Origin of the sequence: Providencia rustigianii DSM 4541 (assembly GCF_000156395.1) — a bacterium.
In the GTDB taxonomy this organism is placed as follows: Bacteria; Pseudomonadota; Gammaproteobacteria; order Enterobacterales; family Enterobacteriaceae; genus Providencia; species Providencia rustigianii.
Window position 1 is genome coordinate 440338 of sequence record NZ_GG703817.1, and the last position, 16734, is coordinate 457071.

The 16734-nt window shown below is 42.1% G+C and carries 21 protein-coding genes; 4 read left to right on the forward strand and 17 right to left on the reverse strand.

The features are described from left to right. Positions 1-26: 26 nt before the first annotated feature. From PROVRUST_RS02120 to PROVRUST_RS02200, 17 genes are all read right to left on the reverse strand, one after another. Positions 27-530: a tail fiber assembly protein gene (locus PROVRUST_RS02120; RefSeq protein ID WP_006813031.1), complete on the reverse strand. Its 504-nt coding sequence runs from the start codon at positions 528-530 to the stop codon at positions 27-29. Beyond that, entirely contained in the window at positions 517-1938 is a 1422-nt protein-coding gene (locus PROVRUST_RS20100) for a phage tail protein (protein ID WP_006813032.1), read from the reverse strand. The genes PROVRUST_RS02120 and PROVRUST_RS20100 overlap by 14 nt, the downstream gene beginning before the upstream one ends. Further along, entirely contained in the window at positions 1935-2546 is a 612-nt protein-coding gene (locus tag PROVRUST_RS02130; protein ID WP_006813033.1) for a phage tail protein I, read from the reverse strand. The genes PROVRUST_RS20100 and PROVRUST_RS02130 overlap by 4 nt, the downstream gene beginning before the upstream one ends. Next, positions 2539-3450, reverse strand: coding sequence for a baseplate assembly protein (locus PROVRUST_RS02135; RefSeq protein WP_006813034.1), 912 nt, complete (start codon positions 3448-3450; stop codon positions 2539-2541). The genes PROVRUST_RS02130 and PROVRUST_RS02135 overlap by 8 nt, the downstream gene beginning before the upstream one ends. Positions 3451-3454: 4 nt before the next feature. Then, on the reverse strand, positions 3455-3796 hold the full coding sequence (locus tag PROVRUST_RS02140) for a GPW/gp25 family protein (protein ID WP_006813035.1): 342 nt from the start codon (positions 3794-3796) through the stop codon (positions 3455-3457). Then, positions 3793-4422, reverse strand: coding sequence for a phage baseplate assembly protein V (locus PROVRUST_RS02145; protein WP_006813036.1), 630 nt, complete (start codon positions 4420-4422; stop codon positions 3793-3795). The genes PROVRUST_RS02140 and PROVRUST_RS02145 overlap by 4 nt, the downstream gene beginning before the upstream one ends. Continuing rightward, the gene (locus PROVRUST_RS02150; protein ID WP_006813037.1) at positions 4419-5057 is read right to left on the reverse strand and encodes a phage virion morphogenesis protein; all 639 of its coding nucleotides are present in this window, start codon (positions 5055-5057) and stop codon (positions 4419-4421) included. Before PROVRUST_RS02150 ends, PROVRUST_RS02145 begins: the two co-directional genes overlap by 4 nt. Further along, positions 5050-5511 (reverse strand): phage tail protein, encoded by a 462-nt coding sequence (locus tag PROVRUST_RS02155; protein ID WP_006813038.1) that lies wholly within the window; start codon positions 5509-5511, stop codon positions 5050-5052. Before PROVRUST_RS02155 ends, PROVRUST_RS02150 begins: the two co-directional genes overlap by 8 nt. 2 nt (positions 5512-5513) lie before the next feature. Continuing rightward, positions 5514-5681 (reverse strand): hypothetical protein, encoded by a 168-nt coding sequence (locus PROVRUST_RS02160; protein ID WP_006813039.1) that lies wholly within the window; start codon positions 5679-5681, stop codon positions 5514-5516. Continuing rightward, the gene (locus PROVRUST_RS02165; protein WP_039854071.1) at positions 5678-6199 is read right to left on the reverse strand and encodes a lysis system i-spanin subunit Rz; all 522 of its coding nucleotides are present in this window, start codon (positions 6197-6199) and stop codon (positions 5678-5680) included. Before PROVRUST_RS02165 ends, PROVRUST_RS02160 begins: the two co-directional genes overlap by 4 nt. After that, complete coding sequence (locus tag PROVRUST_RS02170; protein WP_006813041.1) at positions 6199-6735, reverse strand: lysozyme; 537 nt, start codon at positions 6733-6735, stop codon at positions 6199-6201. The genes PROVRUST_RS02165 and PROVRUST_RS02170 overlap by 1 nt, the downstream gene beginning before the upstream one ends. Position 6736: 1 nt before the next feature. Next, complete coding sequence (locus tag PROVRUST_RS20465) at positions 6737-7024, reverse strand: hypothetical protein (RefSeq protein ID WP_006813042.1); 288 nt, start codon at positions 7022-7024, stop codon at positions 6737-6739. A gap of 18 nt (positions 7025-7042) precedes the next feature. Next, a complete protein-coding gene (locus PROVRUST_RS02180) occupies positions 7043-7246 on the reverse strand; it encodes a tail protein X (RefSeq protein ID WP_006813043.1) in 204 nt (67 codons plus the stop codon). After that, positions 7246-7734, reverse strand: coding sequence for a head completion/stabilization protein (locus PROVRUST_RS02185; RefSeq protein WP_006813044.1), 489 nt, complete (start codon positions 7732-7734; stop codon positions 7246-7248). Before PROVRUST_RS02185 ends, PROVRUST_RS02180 begins: the two co-directional genes overlap by 1 nt. Positions 7735-7843: 109 nt before the next feature. Further along, complete coding sequence (gpM, locus tag PROVRUST_RS02190) at positions 7844-8620, reverse strand: phage terminase small subunit (RefSeq protein ID WP_006813045.1); 777 nt, start codon at positions 8618-8620, stop codon at positions 7844-7846. A gap of 20 nt (positions 8621-8640) precedes the next feature. Continuing rightward, positions 8641-9690, reverse strand: a complete 1050-nt coding sequence (locus PROVRUST_RS02195) for a phage major capsid protein, P2 family (RefSeq protein WP_006813046.1) — start codon at positions 9688-9690, stop codon at positions 8641-8643. Between the two features lie 46 nt (positions 9691-9736). Further along, a complete protein-coding gene (locus PROVRUST_RS02200; RefSeq protein WP_006813047.1) occupies positions 9737-10558 on the reverse strand; it encodes a GPO family capsid scaffolding protein in 822 nt (273 codons plus the stop codon). Between the two features lie 148 nt (positions 10559-10706). On the opposite strand from PROVRUST_RS02200, the gene PROVRUST_RS02205 reads away from it, so the two are divergent. From PROVRUST_RS02205 to PROVRUST_RS02220, 4 genes are all read left to right on the forward strand, one after another. Then, the gene (locus tag PROVRUST_RS02205; protein WP_006813048.1) at positions 10707-12431 is read left to right on the forward strand and encodes a terminase large subunit domain-containing protein; all 1725 of its coding nucleotides are present in this window, start codon (positions 10707-10709) and stop codon (positions 12429-12431) included. A 2-nt stretch (positions 12432-12433) separates the two neighbouring features. Continuing rightward, positions 12434-13495, forward strand: a complete 1062-nt coding sequence (locus PROVRUST_RS02210; RefSeq protein ID WP_006813049.1) for a phage portal protein — start codon at positions 12434-12436, stop codon at positions 13493-13495. Between the two features lie 459 nt (positions 13496-13954). Beyond that, positions 13955-15313, forward strand: coding sequence for a hypothetical protein (locus PROVRUST_RS02215; RefSeq protein WP_006813050.1), 1359 nt, complete (start codon positions 13955-13957; stop codon positions 15311-15313). A 1-nt stretch (position 15314) separates the two neighbouring features. After that, positions 15315-16079, forward strand: coding sequence for a class I SAM-dependent methyltransferase (locus PROVRUST_RS02220; RefSeq protein WP_039854072.1), 765 nt, complete (start codon positions 15315-15317; stop codon positions 16077-16079). Positions 16080-16734 lie beyond the last annotated feature (655 nt).

Below are 16734 nucleotides of genomic sequence, written 5' to 3' on the forward strand. Positions count from 1 at the left end.
ATACATTAATTATCTTAATGCCTGTCTCACTTTGGGCTAACTGGCCAATTAATATCCAACCCCAACTCAACATCCACCCTATTCACCTGCACTCGATACTCTTTCCACGCCCTTAACTGCTCCCGTTCTTCATCTGTCGCAATACCAAGCTCCACCGCATCTTGCAAAGGGGTAATAGCATCAGAAATTTCACGTAGTAATGTTTGTTTTTTTGTTTTATTTTCTGAAACTACGCGTTCTTTTGGGCTTTGATATACATAAATTTCACCATTTTTAACTCGGTGAAAATCAGGGTTTATAATGGTTTTCTCATCTAGCTCCAAAACATAATATCCTTCGGGATAAAGCATAGATATATCATTGGAAATAGACGCAATTATCCCTTCATCATCATAAAGTATTTTGACGGTGTTTTGACTAAACATTGATTGTTGCTGATACCAGTCGCCGTCAATATTTTTCAGATAAACAATATTGGAATAATGTGAAGTATCAGGAAGATAACGCTCAAATTTTTTAGTTAGTGACATTTAACCATGCTCCATTAACAAGTATTTGTAGTGTGGCAACTCGAGCTTTATTGATATAGGTGTCTTGAGATCCTGCGTTGACGCGATATAAACCAACAATAAATTGGTGCATTGGAAATGAGGTCCATGCCGATATATTGACAGGAACTTCGGTATAAGCCGATATTCTGAAACTTTTATTACCTAGTGTGCCTCCAATTTTACTATCAACCTCAGCTTTCGTATAAGCTCCCACATCCCCTGCATTCAGCGAGATATCCGCACTTAAAGCCTTGTTGTTAACTTTGCGTCCACTTGGCACGCGACCATTGGCATTATTATTGGCATTGGTCGCTGCCGTATTCGCGCTATTTGCAGTTGTTTGTGCATCGGTACCGGCTTTTTTAGCATCCGCAACTTTGGTGTCAGTTTCTACCTTGGTATATGCTCCGACATCACCCGCAGTCAGTGAAATATCTGCACTTAACGCTTTGTTATTAACCTTTCGCCCGCTGGGAACCCGTCCATTGGCATTATTATTCGCATTGGTAGCGGCTGTATTGGCACTATTTGCGGACGTCTGTGCATCTGTGCCCGCTTTTTTCGCGTCCGCGACTTTAGTATCCGTTTCTACCTTGGTATATGCGCCGACATCACCCGCAGTCAGTGAAATATCGGTACTTAACGCTTTGTTATTAACCTTTCGCCCGCTGGGAACTCTCCCATTCGCATTATTATTCGCATTGGTAGCGGCGGTATTGGCACTATTCGCGGTCGTCTGCGCATCGGTGCCGGCTTTTTTCGCGTCCGCGACTTTAGTATCCGTTTCTGCCTTGGTGTACGCTCCGACATCACCAGCATTCAGAGTGATATCAACATTTAGCTGTTTATTATTCACTTTACGAGTGATTGGAACGGCACCAACGTCACTGGCCGTCAATTCAGTGATTCTTTTATCCAATACCTGAATAGCGTCATCCACGTATTGGCGTGTTGCTAATACAACAGTCGGATCAATCTTCAGTGTTACCGACTCAGTATGGCTAACAATCAGAATCATGCGGATGGTTTGCGTGCGACCAGAACCCTCAGCTAACAGTGGTTTATAGGTCTCAGGACAATTAGCCACCGCCACCAATAAACCCGATTTATCAAACAAACCGATTTCGCGTATCCACCAACCGCCCTCATTTTCGGGGATCACTTGTTCAGCAATAACTTGGTTTGTATTTATCGAGTCAATAAACAACGTGTTGATGGCTGCACGGCGTTTTTCATTGACTAATTTAGTCTGTTTAGTATCCGGTGCGGGCAATATGCCGCCGCCGTCACCCACAGCCATGTGTGTTAACTCAATTTTTGTGCCGAGAGCTGTCGCCTCTGCGAGCACTTTTTCACCGTAAGTGGTGAGCAATGCAAAATATTTCATTGGAGAGTGACCCTCATTTCATCGATAACGTGGATTGCCGCCCCTGTGGAGATAATCCCACCGGTACTGATCACATCTGGCGTATATGGGTAAACCGTAAGTTCATCACCGCCATAACTGGTCGCAGCGCAATAAATACTTCCCTTAGTTTCAAGTTGAATAGTCATTCCAATAAGATGGCGACTTGCTGGCTTAGCATCAAAAATTAATGCTTCTAACTCCCGATACATTTCTTCAGTAATACCCGTTTCAAGTACGCCAATATCAAGGCGAAATGTGCCGGCAGTTTCGTTAGTTTTCCACCACTCAATCACCCGAATCAAATAACCGAGAGGCTCTACCACACGACGCAATGCTCCGATGGTGCCCTTGTGTTTATGAATAAACATCGCGGCCTTGATAGCATCGCGTTTGGCTTTTTCTGACCAGTTTTTATCCCACCGATCAACACTGAACGCCCAGGCTAAATACGGCAGTAAATGTACTGGACATAAATCAGGGTTCCATAGAATGCGAATGGGGATTGGCACACGTTCTATTTCCGCTAAAGCCTCAGCGGCGGCAAGCTCTAGTGCTGATGAACCGACAGGCAGTAATCGGCTATTCATCTGAGCCCCCTAGCGCCACATTAATATGGGTACAAAAACTGGCCTGTGTTTTATCTAATTTGATATCTGTCGAGGGCTTTTTCAGTTCCACACGTTGCACGCCTTGAACATGTAAAGCCGCATAAATAGCACTGAGCACAATGTCACGACCTAACCGGTGTTGCTGTGTCGCATAGCGTTTCACTTGTTCCTCTGCCGTCACCATAATCGGCTCATATTCAGGCGAGGGATAACAATAAATCACCGCATCGATTTCATAGTTAACGATGGTTGCCGATTGAACGGTGACGCGGTCAGCGACAGGGCGTACATCCTCATCGTTTAAAGCCAGATCCACTTTTTCGATTAAATCAGCCGGTGCAGAACCATTCCCCTCACGGGATAACACCGTCACAGTGACATGAGCCGGTAACGGGCTGATCACCGAGGCATCAGATACCCGACCATCAGCACTGCGAGCATGATACTCATAGCTGCCTATAGGACCTGCAACACTAAGGGCTTCAAAGGCGGCAGGAATACGCAAGCGTAAGTTAGAATCTGACTCATACACCGGCGCAATCGGTGGAATAGCGCTCTCGTCACCGGCGGATAACATCAACCGCTTAACGTTATTATTGGCGGCGAGTTGATCGAGATCCGCCCCTGTAGCAAAAGCGACCATTGAAGCGCGCGCTGCTTCATTCACACGCTGGCGCCAGATTAATTCACGGTAACTATTTTCTTGTAATAACTTGGTCAATGGCTCGGATTCTAGTTCCAAGGTACGGGCGACAGCTTCCCGCTGTTCTTCAGGCATAGCAGCAATTAATGCTGTTTTTCGCGCGGTAAATATCACCTCAAAATCTAATAGTTCGACCACGTCCGGTGCGGGTAATAAACTTAAATCAATACTGGCTGCCATACTGTTACCTCACAGGAATAGAAATCGAAACTGGCTCACCCGTTGGCATAATCACACCCGATAAACTGACCGCCATTTCACCAATATCTGAACGAATATAATCAATGGTTTGTAACCTGACCCTTGGCTCCCACTGCATCAGCGCCATATAACAAGCGCTCATGATTTTAAGGCGCAGCGCAGAGTTTTGTGGCTGGTCAATCAAGTCATACAACAGTGAGCCGTATTGCCGGCGCATTACCCGCGAACCGATTGGCGTTCGCAAAATATCCGCGATACTTTGGCGAATATGCTCACTGTCAGTCAGGTTGCTCCCTGTTTTCCCATTCATGCCGCAATATTTCATTTCGGCCCATCCGTACGACTGCCGCCACGTTCAACACCGCCATGATTATGATCATCAATAACAACCCCATTTGAAGAAAACGTTCCATTTTTATGGGTAATATTTCCAGTCATTTCACCGCCCTTTTCCACTTTCAACGTGGCTGTGGTGAGGTTATTAGTACAAATGACGTTCGGTGTATCAAATTTGATTTCAACGGAGGCTTTGCAAATCACTTTTTTAGTTGTGACCGTAATTTCGTCGCTGGCTTCAATCACCGCTTTTTTAATGCCCACCGCCTTTAATGTTCCGTTTTCGGGCTCATATTCGATAACCGCACCATCAGAAAAGGTATGATTCAATGCATTAGCTGAATGTGACGGCGCGGGATTATCGTTGCTGTATAACGAACCCAAAACAAAACCGGTTGTTAACTCGCCACCAATAGCGCCAATTAACACTTGTTCTCCCACCGTTGGCGCCCAATGGCTGCGTGACTCACCGGCACGCTGAACTAACCATCTAATCCAATCCGTGACCAATTCACCCGATTGAACGCGGCAACAATCATTGTCTAAGTCCACTTCAGTGACCACACCTTGACGCAAAAGATTACTGAGTAACCGATATAGCTCTTGCGCATTCATAGTTGCCCCACTAAATCGAGATAGATTATTTCCAACAAGCCTAGGCGCTCATGCTCTGAAAGCCCCAACAACTCCCGTTTAGGATAACGCGCCCGCGCCAACTGATTCACGGCACCCTCAAGCCCATATTGATGCTCTCTGGCAATGGCAGCGGCTTTACCTTGAAAACCCACAACCGCACTGTTTTGGGTGCTACGCGCCTGTAAAAAATGCACAGCACGTAATCGCCGAAACATAGGAACATTACGCTTAGTGGTTCGTTTTACTGATGAGAAATTAATATCTAAAAAGCGTAAGATATCTTGGCGATAAAACGTTCTTACTGCGCCTCTATCCTCATCAAATCCGGTGATGGTTTTACCGCGTCGACCTTTGGAACCTTGCCAATTTCGTAGCGTACGAACATCACCACGATGGATAAAACGGATCTGCTGCTGGGCGCGTAATACTTTACGTTTACGGGGTTCATACGCTGTGCCGTCCGCATTTTTTTGGCTACGAATACGTTTTTGTTGAGCCGTTCGAATAGCCTTGGCTAATTTTGTTGTAAGTCGTTTTCGATATGCATTCGACGTCGTAGAAAGTAACCTTTTTAATTCATCATCTAATTGCGTCACCAAGGAATTATCATGCATACGTCAATATTCCTTCTTCGATTAACTTATCCCAGTCAGGCAGTGGCCTATCTGGAAAGTTAGGCTCTAAAGGACGGCCAAAAATAATTTTCTCATCTTCAATCTTGATCACCACTCGCTCAGTGGCTTTAATCGTAAAAAGCACGTCAATTTTTTCGCTATCGAGAATATCCGCATCAAAGCGAATACCAGATTTACGTTTATCAGGGTTAAACAATAAATCGGGTTGATGTTTCTTCGCCCAGGTTAAAATCGCCAATATCAAGTGATCCAACTCACCCGAGAAATCCATTGCAAAGACATTAATCTCATATTCGGTCAGATAAGAAACGGATGCCGTGCCGGTTGATTGAATATTGCCGCTAGTGACATAAACCTCTAACAATTCTGGATTTTGTTTAAAATAAGGGGCAAATTTCACTAATATTTCACGCAATAAATTAGGCTTCAGCATGATTAACCTCGGTAATAATAAAGTGATTTTTGGCAACGCATTTCAAGGCGTTCTTGTGATGATGCCACCCCACATTTAGGCTCTTGCAGTAGCACCACTCCACCGAGCAAAATTACAGTTAAGAGCGATACAAAAACAATAAATATCAATATATTAATTAACGTTTTCATTTCGCCACCTTGCACTGATTTACTATGTCGACGATATAATTTTGTAGATAGGTTATTTTTGCTCTGTCCTGCTGAATTCCGGTTCGGATATCGTGAACAATAAGTCCACCTTTTCGAGTGAGTCCGACGCTGGCAACATCGCCCACGCTGCTGGTGCTGGTAGCACTACTGATGGCGAGCTTACAGGTTGCAAGGTCGGCGCTGGCAAACCGCACCCGACGACGCTCAGTGAGTAAATCATCACGCAAACTCTGAGATACATTTTGTTCATCTGATAATCTCTGGTTATAGGTCACATCGAGCTGATGTAACTTGCCTTGCGCCTCTTGTAGCTGGGCGAGTTTCTCTGATGCATCCATAAAGGCTTGGGCGCTAATGGCATTCAATGCCATTTGATGCCCCAATACAGTTGCATCTAATTTGGATTGATAAATCAACCGAGTGGCACCAAATACCATGCTGCCACTGACTAACCCAACGGCAATGTAAGCCAGTAATGCATGGCGATTGCTGCTCATCATAGCCCCCAATCACCGCACAATAATTCGGCCTCTTGGTCACGGCGGATCACTTGGCCATAACAGCCGTTCGGCTGGCCTTTGGTTTGTCGACAATCTTTACCGCCATCCCGCGTCCATTTTGGCAGTTCTGCGCAGGCGCCTTTGATATCACCCGCATTTAACTTGCGATAAAACGTAGATGAAAAACATTTAGAGGGGCCAATGTTATAAGGGCAAAATGACGCAATACCAGCGATTTGTGGCTCAGTCAGCGGGACATGGACATGGCGTTTAACCCATCCAATCGCTTTATCCGCTTCAATTCGATTTAATTCGTCGCATTCCGCTAGTGTGAGTTTGGTACCCAGTTTAATTTTCTGGCCATCAATACGCGTTACCCCGCGACAAATGGTGACCACCCCGCCTGCATCACGATAAGCCTTGAGTAAATTACCCTCCTTTTCATCCAAAAAACTGGAAAGGATCACGCCACCACTGGCACCTGAAATAATAAGGGCAATAACTGCCTGACTTAATCGTGACTTCGTATTCATGTCATAAATCCTTTGGTGATTGCTCTGTGACTCTCACGATGTTTTGAATATCACGCTCAGTAATAGGATGGCGGGAGAAATAACGCTCCAATATCTGTGTGCGTTTTATTTGTTCACGCCGGTTTAGCCGGTAGGTCAGTACCCCTAATGAAATACTGGCAATCAACCCAGCCAAGAAACCCCATTCATACAAAGAAAAATCACCAAAAAAACCTAAAATGCCTGATCCGCTAAAGAAGCTACCAAATCCTGAAAGCGTGTAAGATAGGCGGCTGTACCAATCACTCATGCTGTTAATCCTGTTTTCTTAATCCCAAAGTTGGATTATTTCTTGCTGTGCTGCTGGTGCGATGTCAGGTAACTCTACCCATTGCCCTGCGGCTAGCTGTATGCCGCCCTCAACAAGATTCGGATTTGCCTGTAACACGTCTTCAACAATGCCTTGCGTACGCCCATAATGCCGCCAACACAATAGATCAACTGTGTCACCTTGCAGCGCCTGCACTTTCATCAAACTAGCTCCGCAAACATGCGCAATTTACCGAGAATATCCCGCACTGCATTTTGTCCATCGCGGCGTAGATCATCGATTTGGGTACTCAGTGCTTGAGCATGCTTTTCACCATCCCGCGTCGTGTCAATATCGCGATAATTTTCAATCAATAAAGCTTTCGTGAAGCTATACACCGCATGGTGATAGCGAAAAACTAATGCAGTGGTATCGTTAATCGACGATGACGGCACGGTAGATAATTGATTGAATCCGTTATCTTTCTGTTTTTTACACCACTCATCCAATAGTTGATTCACATACAGAACCGCTTCTGTCGTCATGTGCTTTAAGCGACTTGTAGACACATTGCCGGTTAGGCGCATCGATTGCCTCAATTGAGCAAGTCCAATCACAGGCCAAAAGTCGCCCGAGGTGATTTTCTCATCACCATCATTAATGCTCTCGTATTGCACGGAATGGATCTGTTTTGCGGCCACTAAGCTCATGATTTACCCTCTGAGAAAACGGAGGTGGACAGCGATAACAGAGAGGATTAGCCCTTTATCATTGCTGTGCCTCCGTGGCTTGCGGGTGCAACTCGGTTATTGCTACTGATTATTTTTTCTCAGTAACCGTTGATTTCTTTTGTGTTTTTTTATCTTTTGACGGCTCAACACCGTCTCCTTCCACAGGAATGGCGGGCTCCTCTACAGCTTCTTCTTTCTTATTGACCGCCCGTAATAACTGTTCAATCTCTTTTTTCACGCCAATGTCTTTATCAGTCAAAATGGCTTTTTGTAGGTACTCAAGCGCTAAAGTTTGTTGTTTTTCATCACCTTTCAGTGTTAAACCAATCACCTTGTACAGCTTGGCGCGTGCGCCATCAGGCATATCTGACTGTTCGGTAATGTGTTCCAGGGCAAGTAATTCTTCAAGTGACGCTGTCACTTCATCATCTTTACCACTGGCTTTGACGGCCAATGACCAATCACAAATTTCATCAACTAAAACAGTGGCTAAGGTTCGGTTATAGTTATCAGGCAATGGCAGATTAAATTGAATGGCATATTCAGCCATTTTTAAGGCTTCGGAATACAAACCGGCATCGATATGCCAAACCAAAGTACGGGTAAAAACTTCATCAGCGACACCGCTTTGGCTTTCCAACACACCCTCAATCCAGCCGCGATAATTAGGTAAAACCTTGCGCTTATAAGCTGCTTTGCGGTCATTGCCTTGAATGTTGCTTAACTGCGATTGGTCAGCGCGTAAACGATGCAAAATATTTTCATATGCCGTCATATCCGCTCGTGACATTTCGCCATTAGACTCGCCACGACGTGAGGCCATCACCCTTTGCCAGTGCTGCTGTGCTGGTGTTAAATGTTCCATAACGTTTCCCCAATATTGGCTTAGATTTCTTTGCTTTCTGCATAATTGATACCTTCAATCAGGCAGGACAAACCATAATCTTCAATCACATAGCCCTCATTACCCGACGAATAAGTCGCTATACGGTTATATTCCGGCTCATCTTTAATCACGCGGCGATATTTGCCTTTCTGCCAATACACCGACAGGTTTTTAAAAGTGGTGATTAACGTTGCACCATCAGGGAAAAATGGCACTTGTAAGGTTGGCAAATTACCCATTGAACTCAGCTTCAACAGTTCATTACCGGCAAGCATTTCCATATTTGGATTTTGCTCACTGTGCTGGTTCATAATCTTGAAATTTTTATCCGTATAAAGCTGATAACCGGTGATCGCCACTAAACCTTGCGCGCGGCGATGCCACGGATCTAACAATGAATTCACCGCATCGAATACCATGGCATCTACGTTGGCATACATCCCTTTGGCAATGATCTTTCCGCTTTCATCACGGCTGGTTAAGGTGACGTCTTTCATCACCCGCTGTGGCGCGGCATTACGGATTTTTTGCAGCCAACCAATATTGACGTCTTGCAGTAATGGGTTTTCGATTTTGTTGGACTTTTTCACCCGCTTCACACCGTTAAAACCAATCATTAAGCGGTCATTGGCTTCTTGTTGTGCAATCAGCTGGCTGATCATCGGCTGAAATTCAGGATGCCCCGCCCATGCATCTAGCCATGAGTACGGTACGAACGTATCCCAGTTGGTTTGGTCACAACGGTATTCATCACTGTTTTCATCATTCACCTGTTCGGGGTTACGACGGTCTGTGGTTGACGTGTTAGTGCTAGCAATCGGACCATTCACGGAGCCAAAAACTTTTTGTCCCTCCTGGTCGGTCACACCAAATGAGTTAATTTGTTTTAGAAATGGGCTGTTTTCCATTTTGGCTTTTTCTAAGCGCTGTTGAACCGTTGGATCAACACTAAAATTTAATGACGAGCCCTCACGGCGTATCCCGTTTAATCGGGCTTGCTGGTCAAGCCATGAGAGATAATTCGCGAGCGATTCATTACTGATACCCATAGTAAAAACCTTTTATTTATTTGAAGTTAAGAAAGTGAAGCGAGAATTAAAACTCTGCCAACTTGTTAGAGCCACCGGTCACCAGTGGACGACTTTCTCCCGACCCCTCTGTCAGCTCTAACTTTTGCTTTAATGCGTTAAAGTCGCTGGTTAGCTGCGAGAGCTCCCGCTTTTGCGTTTCATGTTCAGTTAGCAGCGTTCCGCATTGTTGTGCAGTCAATTCAATGGCTTTTTGCAGGTTGGCGGCTTCTTCTGAGTGGTGATTACGCTCAAGCCCTAGCCACTGTTTCACCGTGGATAAGAATTTTTTACCGGCTTCTTTCTCTTCTTGATGCTCCTCGCGTTGCTCGCTCAATAGGTAACACTCCGTTTCTAATGATGCTGTAAATCGATTGCCAATCTCAGGTAAGCCACGAGAGGCGGTGCTAAGCTCAATCGGTCGTGAACCTACGGCAGCGGGATAATCGGTTAACGCCACGCCCGTTAAATAAGCGCGCTTGGTTTGCGGAAATGAGGGGTAATATTCAATGCTGGAAAAAATCTTTTGACCTGTTTTATTCAGGTTAACAATGAAATCATCTTTGAAGTCGTCAATATCAATCGTCACTTCAAGCCCAAGCTTACCCTTTAACTCACCCTCAGTAAGCTCGACGGTATCCACTGCCGCAATCATGCTGTAGCTACGAAATTGGCTGTCTGGAAACAAGCTTTTAATGTGGTCTAGATTCACACGACCACAATAAAAATTAGGATCATAGTCCTTAGCCATTTGCTCAATATGTTCGCGCTCAACGGGAAAACCGTTAAGTGTCATTCCCTCGGCACAAGCAATCAGCTTTATCTGACGTGTTTTTTTACCCTGTGGCATAAATCAATCTCCATTCCTGACATGACTGTCATTTCGATAACGCTACTATCGCAATCATTCTCTTTTTGCTCAAAGGGTTACGGTTCTCAGACGGCTATGAGAACCCTTATTCATAGAGGGTTACGCGCGGGCGTGACAAAGTGACAGCATGATGAAAACAGACATTGACCCACGACAAGAAGCCAAGGAACTTTATTGGCAGGCTTACAGCGTTTCGCAGATAGCAAAACGGCTGGGCACGAGTATTCATACAATTTATTCATGGCGACGACGTGATAAGTGGGATGAGGCTTCCCCTATTCATCGCGTAAATGACCAGACTCATGTAAAAGTACTACGCATCATGGCGAAAGACACCATGACCGCCCATGACTTTAAAACGGTAGATTTTTTAAATCGTCAATTAGATCGCTTTGAACGATTAGAAGCGAAAAAACAGAGCTCAGGCGCAGCCAAAACTAAAAACCCAAAAAACCATTTCACCCCAGAACAAATTGAACAGCTGAAAACGTTAGTATTGGGTACCTTATTTGAGTATCAGCGCCAATGGTGGGATGAGCGCTCGCAACGCAACCGATTTATTCTAAAGTCACGGCAAATCGGGGCGACATGGTATTTTGCTCGCGAGGCCTTATTGACGGCATTGGAAACCGGTAATAACCAAATATTTCTCTCTGCTAGCCGCGCCCAAGCTTTTCAGTTCAAACGCTTTATTCAGTTGCTAGCAAGGCAAGTGGGGGTTGAGCTTAAAGGTGGCGATGAAATTATGTTATCCAACGGCGCTATTCTGTTTTTCCTTGGTACCGCTGCTGCAACCGCGCAATCGTATACCGGCGACCTCTATTTCGATGAGGTATTTTGGGTATCGCGTTTCTTGGAATTGCGGAAGGTTGCTTCAGCGATGGCCACACAATCGGGTTTACGTCGTACCTATTTTTCTACACCTTCCAGTGAAGATCACGAAGCCTATGAGTTTTGGACCGGGGATTTTTATAACAAAGGAAAACCTGAAAAAGAACGCAAAATCATTGAGCTATCCCATAAGGTATTAAAGTTTGGTCATTACTCTGGTGATAGTATGTGGCGACAAATCGTTAATATTCACGATGCCATAGCACGTGGACTTAACCGCGTTATCTTGGAGGAAATCAAAGACGAAAACCCGCCTGATGATTTTCGCAATTTGTACGAATGTGAGTTTGTTAAAACGGGTGAACGAGCATTCAGTTACGATGCATTGATTAATTGCGGTGTGGATGGTTACAACAGCCATATATGGTCCGATTGGAAACCTTACGCCCCTCGCCCATTAGGCAATCGCCCTGTTTGGGTTGGTGCCGACCCAACGGGTACCGGAGATAATGGCGATGGTTTAGGGCTTGTTATCGCATCACCTCCGGCAGTGAGTGGCGGTAAATTTCGCATTATTGAAACTGTTCAATTACGCGGCATGGCATTTGAAAAACAAGCGGAAGAGATTAGACGTATTACACAACGTTATAACGTGCAATCCATCACTATCGATGGCACGGGGGGTACAGGCGCCGCTGTACACGAACTTGTCGTTAAATTCTTCCCCGCGGCCAACCTACTTAACTATTCCGCCCCTATCAAACGCATGATGATCATGAAAATGCAAATGCTGATCCGTAGTGGCCGCTTTGAATACGATGCAGGACTACACAAGCCGCTTATCACCTCACTGATGACCATCAAGAAAATTCAAACCCCAAGCGGGATTATCACGTATGAATCAAGCCGTGTACGTGGATTAGACCATGGCGATCTGGCATGGGCCGCAATGAATATTTTCTCTAATGAAGCCATATCCAGTGAAACTGGCAGCACTGGCGCGCAAGTAATGGAGTTTTAAACATGGACCAATCCACTGAATTAGCAGCAACAAACGAACAAGCACAAGCACAAGCCCCTGAATTTTGCTCCTTCACCTTTGATTCACCCTCAATTGTATCGAGTGGCAGTGATCTACTCGACTGCATGGAATGCGCCCATAATGGCCGCTGGTATGAAACTCCGATTGATTTTAATGGGATTGCGCGCTCGTTTACGTCGTCTGCGGCTTATCATCAATCCCCCTTGGTATTTAAGCGTAATGTGATCACCAGTTGCTTTGAACCTACGCCCTATTTATCGCGACCTGATTTCATCTCATTTGCACAAGACTTTGTAGTTTTTGGCAATGGCTACCTTGAAAAACGCATTAATCGACTCGGCGACATACTGACGCTTAAACCCTCGTTGGCAAAATACACCCGCGCCGGTGTTAATGAGGGGCAATATTGGCAAGTGAAAAATTACCAAGATGCCTATGAGTTCCGCAAAAATAGCGTTCTTCATCTGAAAAACCCGTGTATTCATCAAGAGATTTACGGCGTTCCCGATTATTTAGCAGGGCTCATTTCAGCTAATTTGAATCACTCAGCCACTCTATTTCGAACTAATTATTATGAGAACGGTAGTCACGCCGGTGTGATGGTTTATCTCTCGACGGCTCTTGCAAATGATGAAGCCGTCGAGTCATTAAAAAAATCACTCACCGAAGCCCGCAAAGGAAAAGCATTTAAGAATATCTTTGTGTATGCCGCCAATGGTGAAAAGGATGGAATTCAGATTCTGCCATTCTCACAAATCAGCGCCAAAGATGAGTTTGTTGGTATCAAAGACACCACACGAGATGATTTGTTGGCCATGCACCGCATACCGCCACAATTGATGGGGATCATTCCGCAAGGCGCCGGTAGCCTTGGTGATATCGAAAAAGCCGCAATGGTATTTTGGTTCAATGAGTTGCTGCCGCTGATGGAAAGCATGAAGTCGATTAACGACATGCTAGGCGTTGAGGTGATCCGCTTTAAACAATATGCATTATTGGACTTTGTGACACAGGCTAAGGATAAAGAGCCTAACTATAAATAAGCCATCCAATTCACGTTAGCCATCCACATTTCCTTTCATACGCAATAGAACGGCCATAGCGCCGTTTTATCTATTCGACATATCCAAATCTATTTTTTATCTCATCTCAGCTGTACAGCCTGAATACTCACAAATAACACCACTCACAAGCTAATCACATCATAGCCAGCGCGGCTCACCTTTACCCCTTTGCGCGCGCTTGCTCCCCCGCCTCGCCCGCACACAAAAGAGGTGGGATTTTGTGCAGTTGTGCGGAGGGTTCGAATCTAGGCGGTGTATGGGCTTTGGTAGGGAATACGTTTGGGGAAGAATTGTTCAAATTTGTGTACTTTTATATTTTCTAAATAAGTTGATTGATCTAAGTATAAATTTGAATATCATAGCGTACAAAAATATGGTCCAATTGTACTTTTAAAGTACAATCTGTTAGTTGTGAATTTCTTATAAATGGTGATTTAAATGAACCTAAAAACAATTATTAAAAATAATGGAAGTAAAAATGATAGTATTTCAATAGATAAATTCTTTCAATTTATAATTGTAAAAGACCTTGATAAAAATCAAAGAGAAATAACCATTTACAATGCGGTTGTAATGAATGCAGAAACAAACAAGCCCGACATTACTTTATCATATAAATATAATTATGAAGATGCAAAAATAAAATACAACGACACTAATGATTGCCATTCATTCTTTCAAAACGAAGATATTCTTAAACAATTTTGGGGGGGTAATTCAATATTTACAAATAATACAGTAGAAAAGCTAAATGAAATCACTAAATGTACCACGCCACAAAGTGTACATAATTATCTAAATAGTAACAATCCATGCTCAGGCTGTTTTTATATAGAGCAAGATGAAAAAGATAATATTGAAAAATCCTTAATAAAACCTTTGAAGATAAAAACCAATGCTAATGGTGTTGTATTAAATGACTGTGAAACAAAATTAATACTACCAGAACCTTATAGAAAATTAATCCTTAATGGATTTTGGTTTAAAAATATAATAACTGTAAATATAGATAGAAACGAAAAGAATCTCGAATTAGATTTTTGTATTGATTTATTAGGAGCAAAGTACTCATCTCCGGATTTCAAAGTCTATTTATTAACTGATGAAAAATACTCATTAAAAAACACTAGAGCATCTATTAGCTATTCTAACACAAACATTGATCTATCTAATTGCGAAGTAATAAAAGTTTACTCCCAAAATAAAATGATATACTTTGAAGAGTGGGTTAAGTTAGGAATAAAAAGCAACTCTCTATTAAGAGTAAAAATGAATACTGCTTCTGAAAGTAAAATATTTTCAATTGGACTAAAAAAATTAGATCTTACAATAAAGTTTGAAAATAGTGATAAAATTATATCTCGGGAGAAAAATTTAATCATTTTCAGCTTATTTTTATCACTTTTTCTATCTTTTGGATTTGATATAACCAGACAGGATTCTGATAATTTTAAATTGATATTTCCCTTTCACCTAAAAAGTATATTTAATATTGATGCCTTATGGATTTTACTTTGTATTTCAATACTTACAAAATATGTATATATAAATAAAACAAGGAGTGAACACTCATTGACAGTAATATTATTTACTCCTCTAGCAGTATGGTTTATATGCTATATATTCTTCCCGCCGGTATTTTCTTTAAATAGATTTTTTTGTTGGCTCTATTACTTAGATCTTATTTTTGGAGTTTTTTTAGTGTTTTTTTATTTGAGAGTGCTATACTTAAGAAGTAAACGAAAGAAAGGGGTGATTTTGAAGTTAAATGTGATAGATAAGTTCATGGGAGCTTAAAATGAAAAGCTACAATAATATATTATATTCACCCACTCGCTCTGAAGAGCATTTGTACATTAATGACAATGAATATTATCGTTACATGGATAATCTTTATATCCCTAATGTTCCATCAGATTTAAGTTTAGAGGATGTTATTTCTTTATCTGAGATTAGAATAAAGCTTGGAAAGGAAATAATTAACTATACATATACAAAAAATACAATTAAAGTTTTATTGAATCATATAAATACGATCAATAAATTTAGACTATTAGATTTTGGATGTGGCAATGGAATATTAAGTGAAGTAATAAAAGAAGATTCTTTGTTTAACATTAGTGAGTTAATAGGCGTTGATGCGTGTGAGTATGCAACTATGCAAGCATTAAATACATATGAAATAAATTTAAATAATGATTTAAATTTAGGTATTTCAGCATCAATATTTGGAAATAAAAGAATAAACATATCCACATCACTGTTTGATAATACACGAAAATTAAATTTAGATGATAACTATATCGATGGTATAGTCTCAAGCTTTGTTATGCACTTTCGAGTCTATGATAATCAATTTTTAGAATTATTTAGAGTGTTAAAAAAGGGAGGGGTTTTTGTATATAATGATTATATTTACGATAAATATCCGTCTCATGCAAAAAAAACAATCAGAAAATTGCAAGATATTGGATTCACTTTACTCAAAGAAGAAACTGAATTTTTCCTAGAACCAAAAAGTAATACTTTAAAGCCACAAAGAATTATTATTTTTACTAAATAAAACGTGTACATGGCACTATACCTCTATAGTGCCCACTTTCGGAATCGGAAAATGGTTACAACCGTTACACCCTACAAAAACCACCTCTAACCCACTGATTAAAAAAACTCCGTTGTAACTTTTTGCTGGTTACAAAACAGGGGTTAAAAATTCATATCCTTATAAAACAATAAGTTACCTTTTTGATTTGTAACCTCTTAAAATGGTTACACGTAACCACAAAGTAACTCATTTGTAACCTTTGTCATTCCCTATATTTCTATATACTATCAATAAGATACAAGACTATTTTAATTTTGTAACCATTGTAACCGCTTTCCGACACCCTCCCACTAATTCTGATTGCTCGTCAAAGAGATTAAATAATAGTCCAGTCTGACTTCACTCTTAGCAAACGAAATTCGTATCACAAATAACAGTGAGGGTTTCGGAAAAGCGTTACAACCGTTACACCATCCAAAAACCAATCATAACCTATTGATAATAAAGCACTCTCATGTAACGTTTGAACCGTTACAAAGCATCACAAAATAGAGTCTAAAACGTTACATCCTTATAAAACAATAAGTTATATTTCTAATTTGTAACCTTTTAAAACCGTTACACGTAACGGCAAAGTAATGCTTTTGTAATGTTTTCATACATCTACATTTTG

Bases quoted from the DNA above. Each gene is read 5' to 3' on its own strand.
- PROVRUST_RS02120 (WP_006813031.1), bottom strand. From the start codon at position 530: ATGTCACTAACTAAAAAATTTGAGCGTTATCTTCCTGATACTTCACAT.
- PROVRUST_RS20100 (WP_006813032.1), bottom strand. From the start codon at position 1,938: ATGAAATATTTTGCATTGCTCACCACTTACGGTGAAAAAGTGCTCGCA.
- PROVRUST_RS02130 (WP_006813033.1), bottom strand. From the start codon at position 2,546: ATGAATAGCCGATTACTGCCTGTCGGTTCATCAGCACTAGAGCTTGCC.
- PROVRUST_RS02135 (WP_006813034.1), bottom strand. From the start codon at position 3,450: ATGGCAGCCAGTATTGATTTAAGTTTATTACCCGCACCGGACGTGGTC.
- PROVRUST_RS02140 (WP_006813035.1), bottom strand. From the start codon at position 3,796: ATGAAATATTGCGGCATGAATGGGAAAACAGGGAGCAACCTGACTGAC.
- PROVRUST_RS02145 (WP_006813036.1), bottom strand. From the start codon at position 4,422: ATGAATGCGCAAGAGCTATATCGGTTACTCAGTAATCTTTTGCGTCAA.
- PROVRUST_RS02150 (WP_006813037.1), bottom strand. From the start codon at position 5,057: ATGCATGATAATTCCTTGGTGACGCAATTAGATGATGAATTAAAAAGG.
- PROVRUST_RS02155 (WP_006813038.1), bottom strand. From the start codon at position 5,511: ATGCTGAAGCCTAATTTATTGCGTGAAATATTAGTGAAATTTGCCCCT.
- PROVRUST_RS02160 (WP_006813039.1), bottom strand. From the start codon at position 5,681: ATGAAAACGTTAATTAATATATTGATATTTATTGTTTTTGTATCGCTC.
- PROVRUST_RS02165 (WP_039854071.1), bottom strand. From the start codon at position 6,199: ATGAGCAGCAATCGCCATGCATTACTGGCTTACATTGCCGTTGGGTTA.
- PROVRUST_RS02170 (WP_006813041.1), bottom strand. From the start codon at position 6,735: ATGAATACGAAGTCACGATTAAGTCAGGCAGTTATTGCCCTTATTATT.
- PROVRUST_RS20465 (WP_006813042.1), bottom strand. From the start codon at position 7,024: ATGAGTGATTGGTACAGCCGCCTATCTTACACGCTTTCAGGATTTGGT.
- PROVRUST_RS02180 (WP_006813043.1), bottom strand. From the start codon at position 7,246: ATGAAAGTGCAGGCGCTGCAAGGTGACACAGTTGATCTATTGTGTTGG.
- PROVRUST_RS02185 (WP_006813044.1), bottom strand. From the start codon at position 7,734: ATGAGCTTAGTGGCCGCAAAACAGATCCATTCCGTGCAATACGAGAGC.
- gpM (WP_006813045.1), bottom strand. From the start codon at position 8,620: ATGGAACATTTAACACCAGCACAGCAGCACTGGCAAAGGGTGATGGCC.
- PROVRUST_RS02195 (WP_006813046.1), bottom strand. From the start codon at position 9,690: ATGGGTATCAGTAATGAATCGCTCGCGAATTATCTCTCATGGCTTGAC.
- PROVRUST_RS02200 (WP_006813047.1), bottom strand. From the start codon at position 10,558: ATGCCACAGGGTAAAAAAACACGTCAGATAAAGCTGATTGCTTGTGCC.
- PROVRUST_RS02205 (WP_006813048.1), top strand. From the start codon at position 10,707: ATGATGAAAACAGACATTGACCCACGACAAGAAGCCAAGGAACTTTAT.
- PROVRUST_RS02210 (WP_006813049.1), top strand. From the start codon at position 12,434: ATGGACCAATCCACTGAATTAGCAGCAACAAACGAACAAGCACAAGCA.
- PROVRUST_RS02215 (WP_006813050.1), top strand. From the start codon at position 13,955: ATGAACCTAAAAACAATTATTAAAAATAATGGAAGTAAAAATGATAGT.
- PROVRUST_RS02220 (WP_039854072.1), top strand. From the start codon at position 15,315: ATGAAAAGCTACAATAATATATTATATTCACCCACTCGCTCTGAAGAG.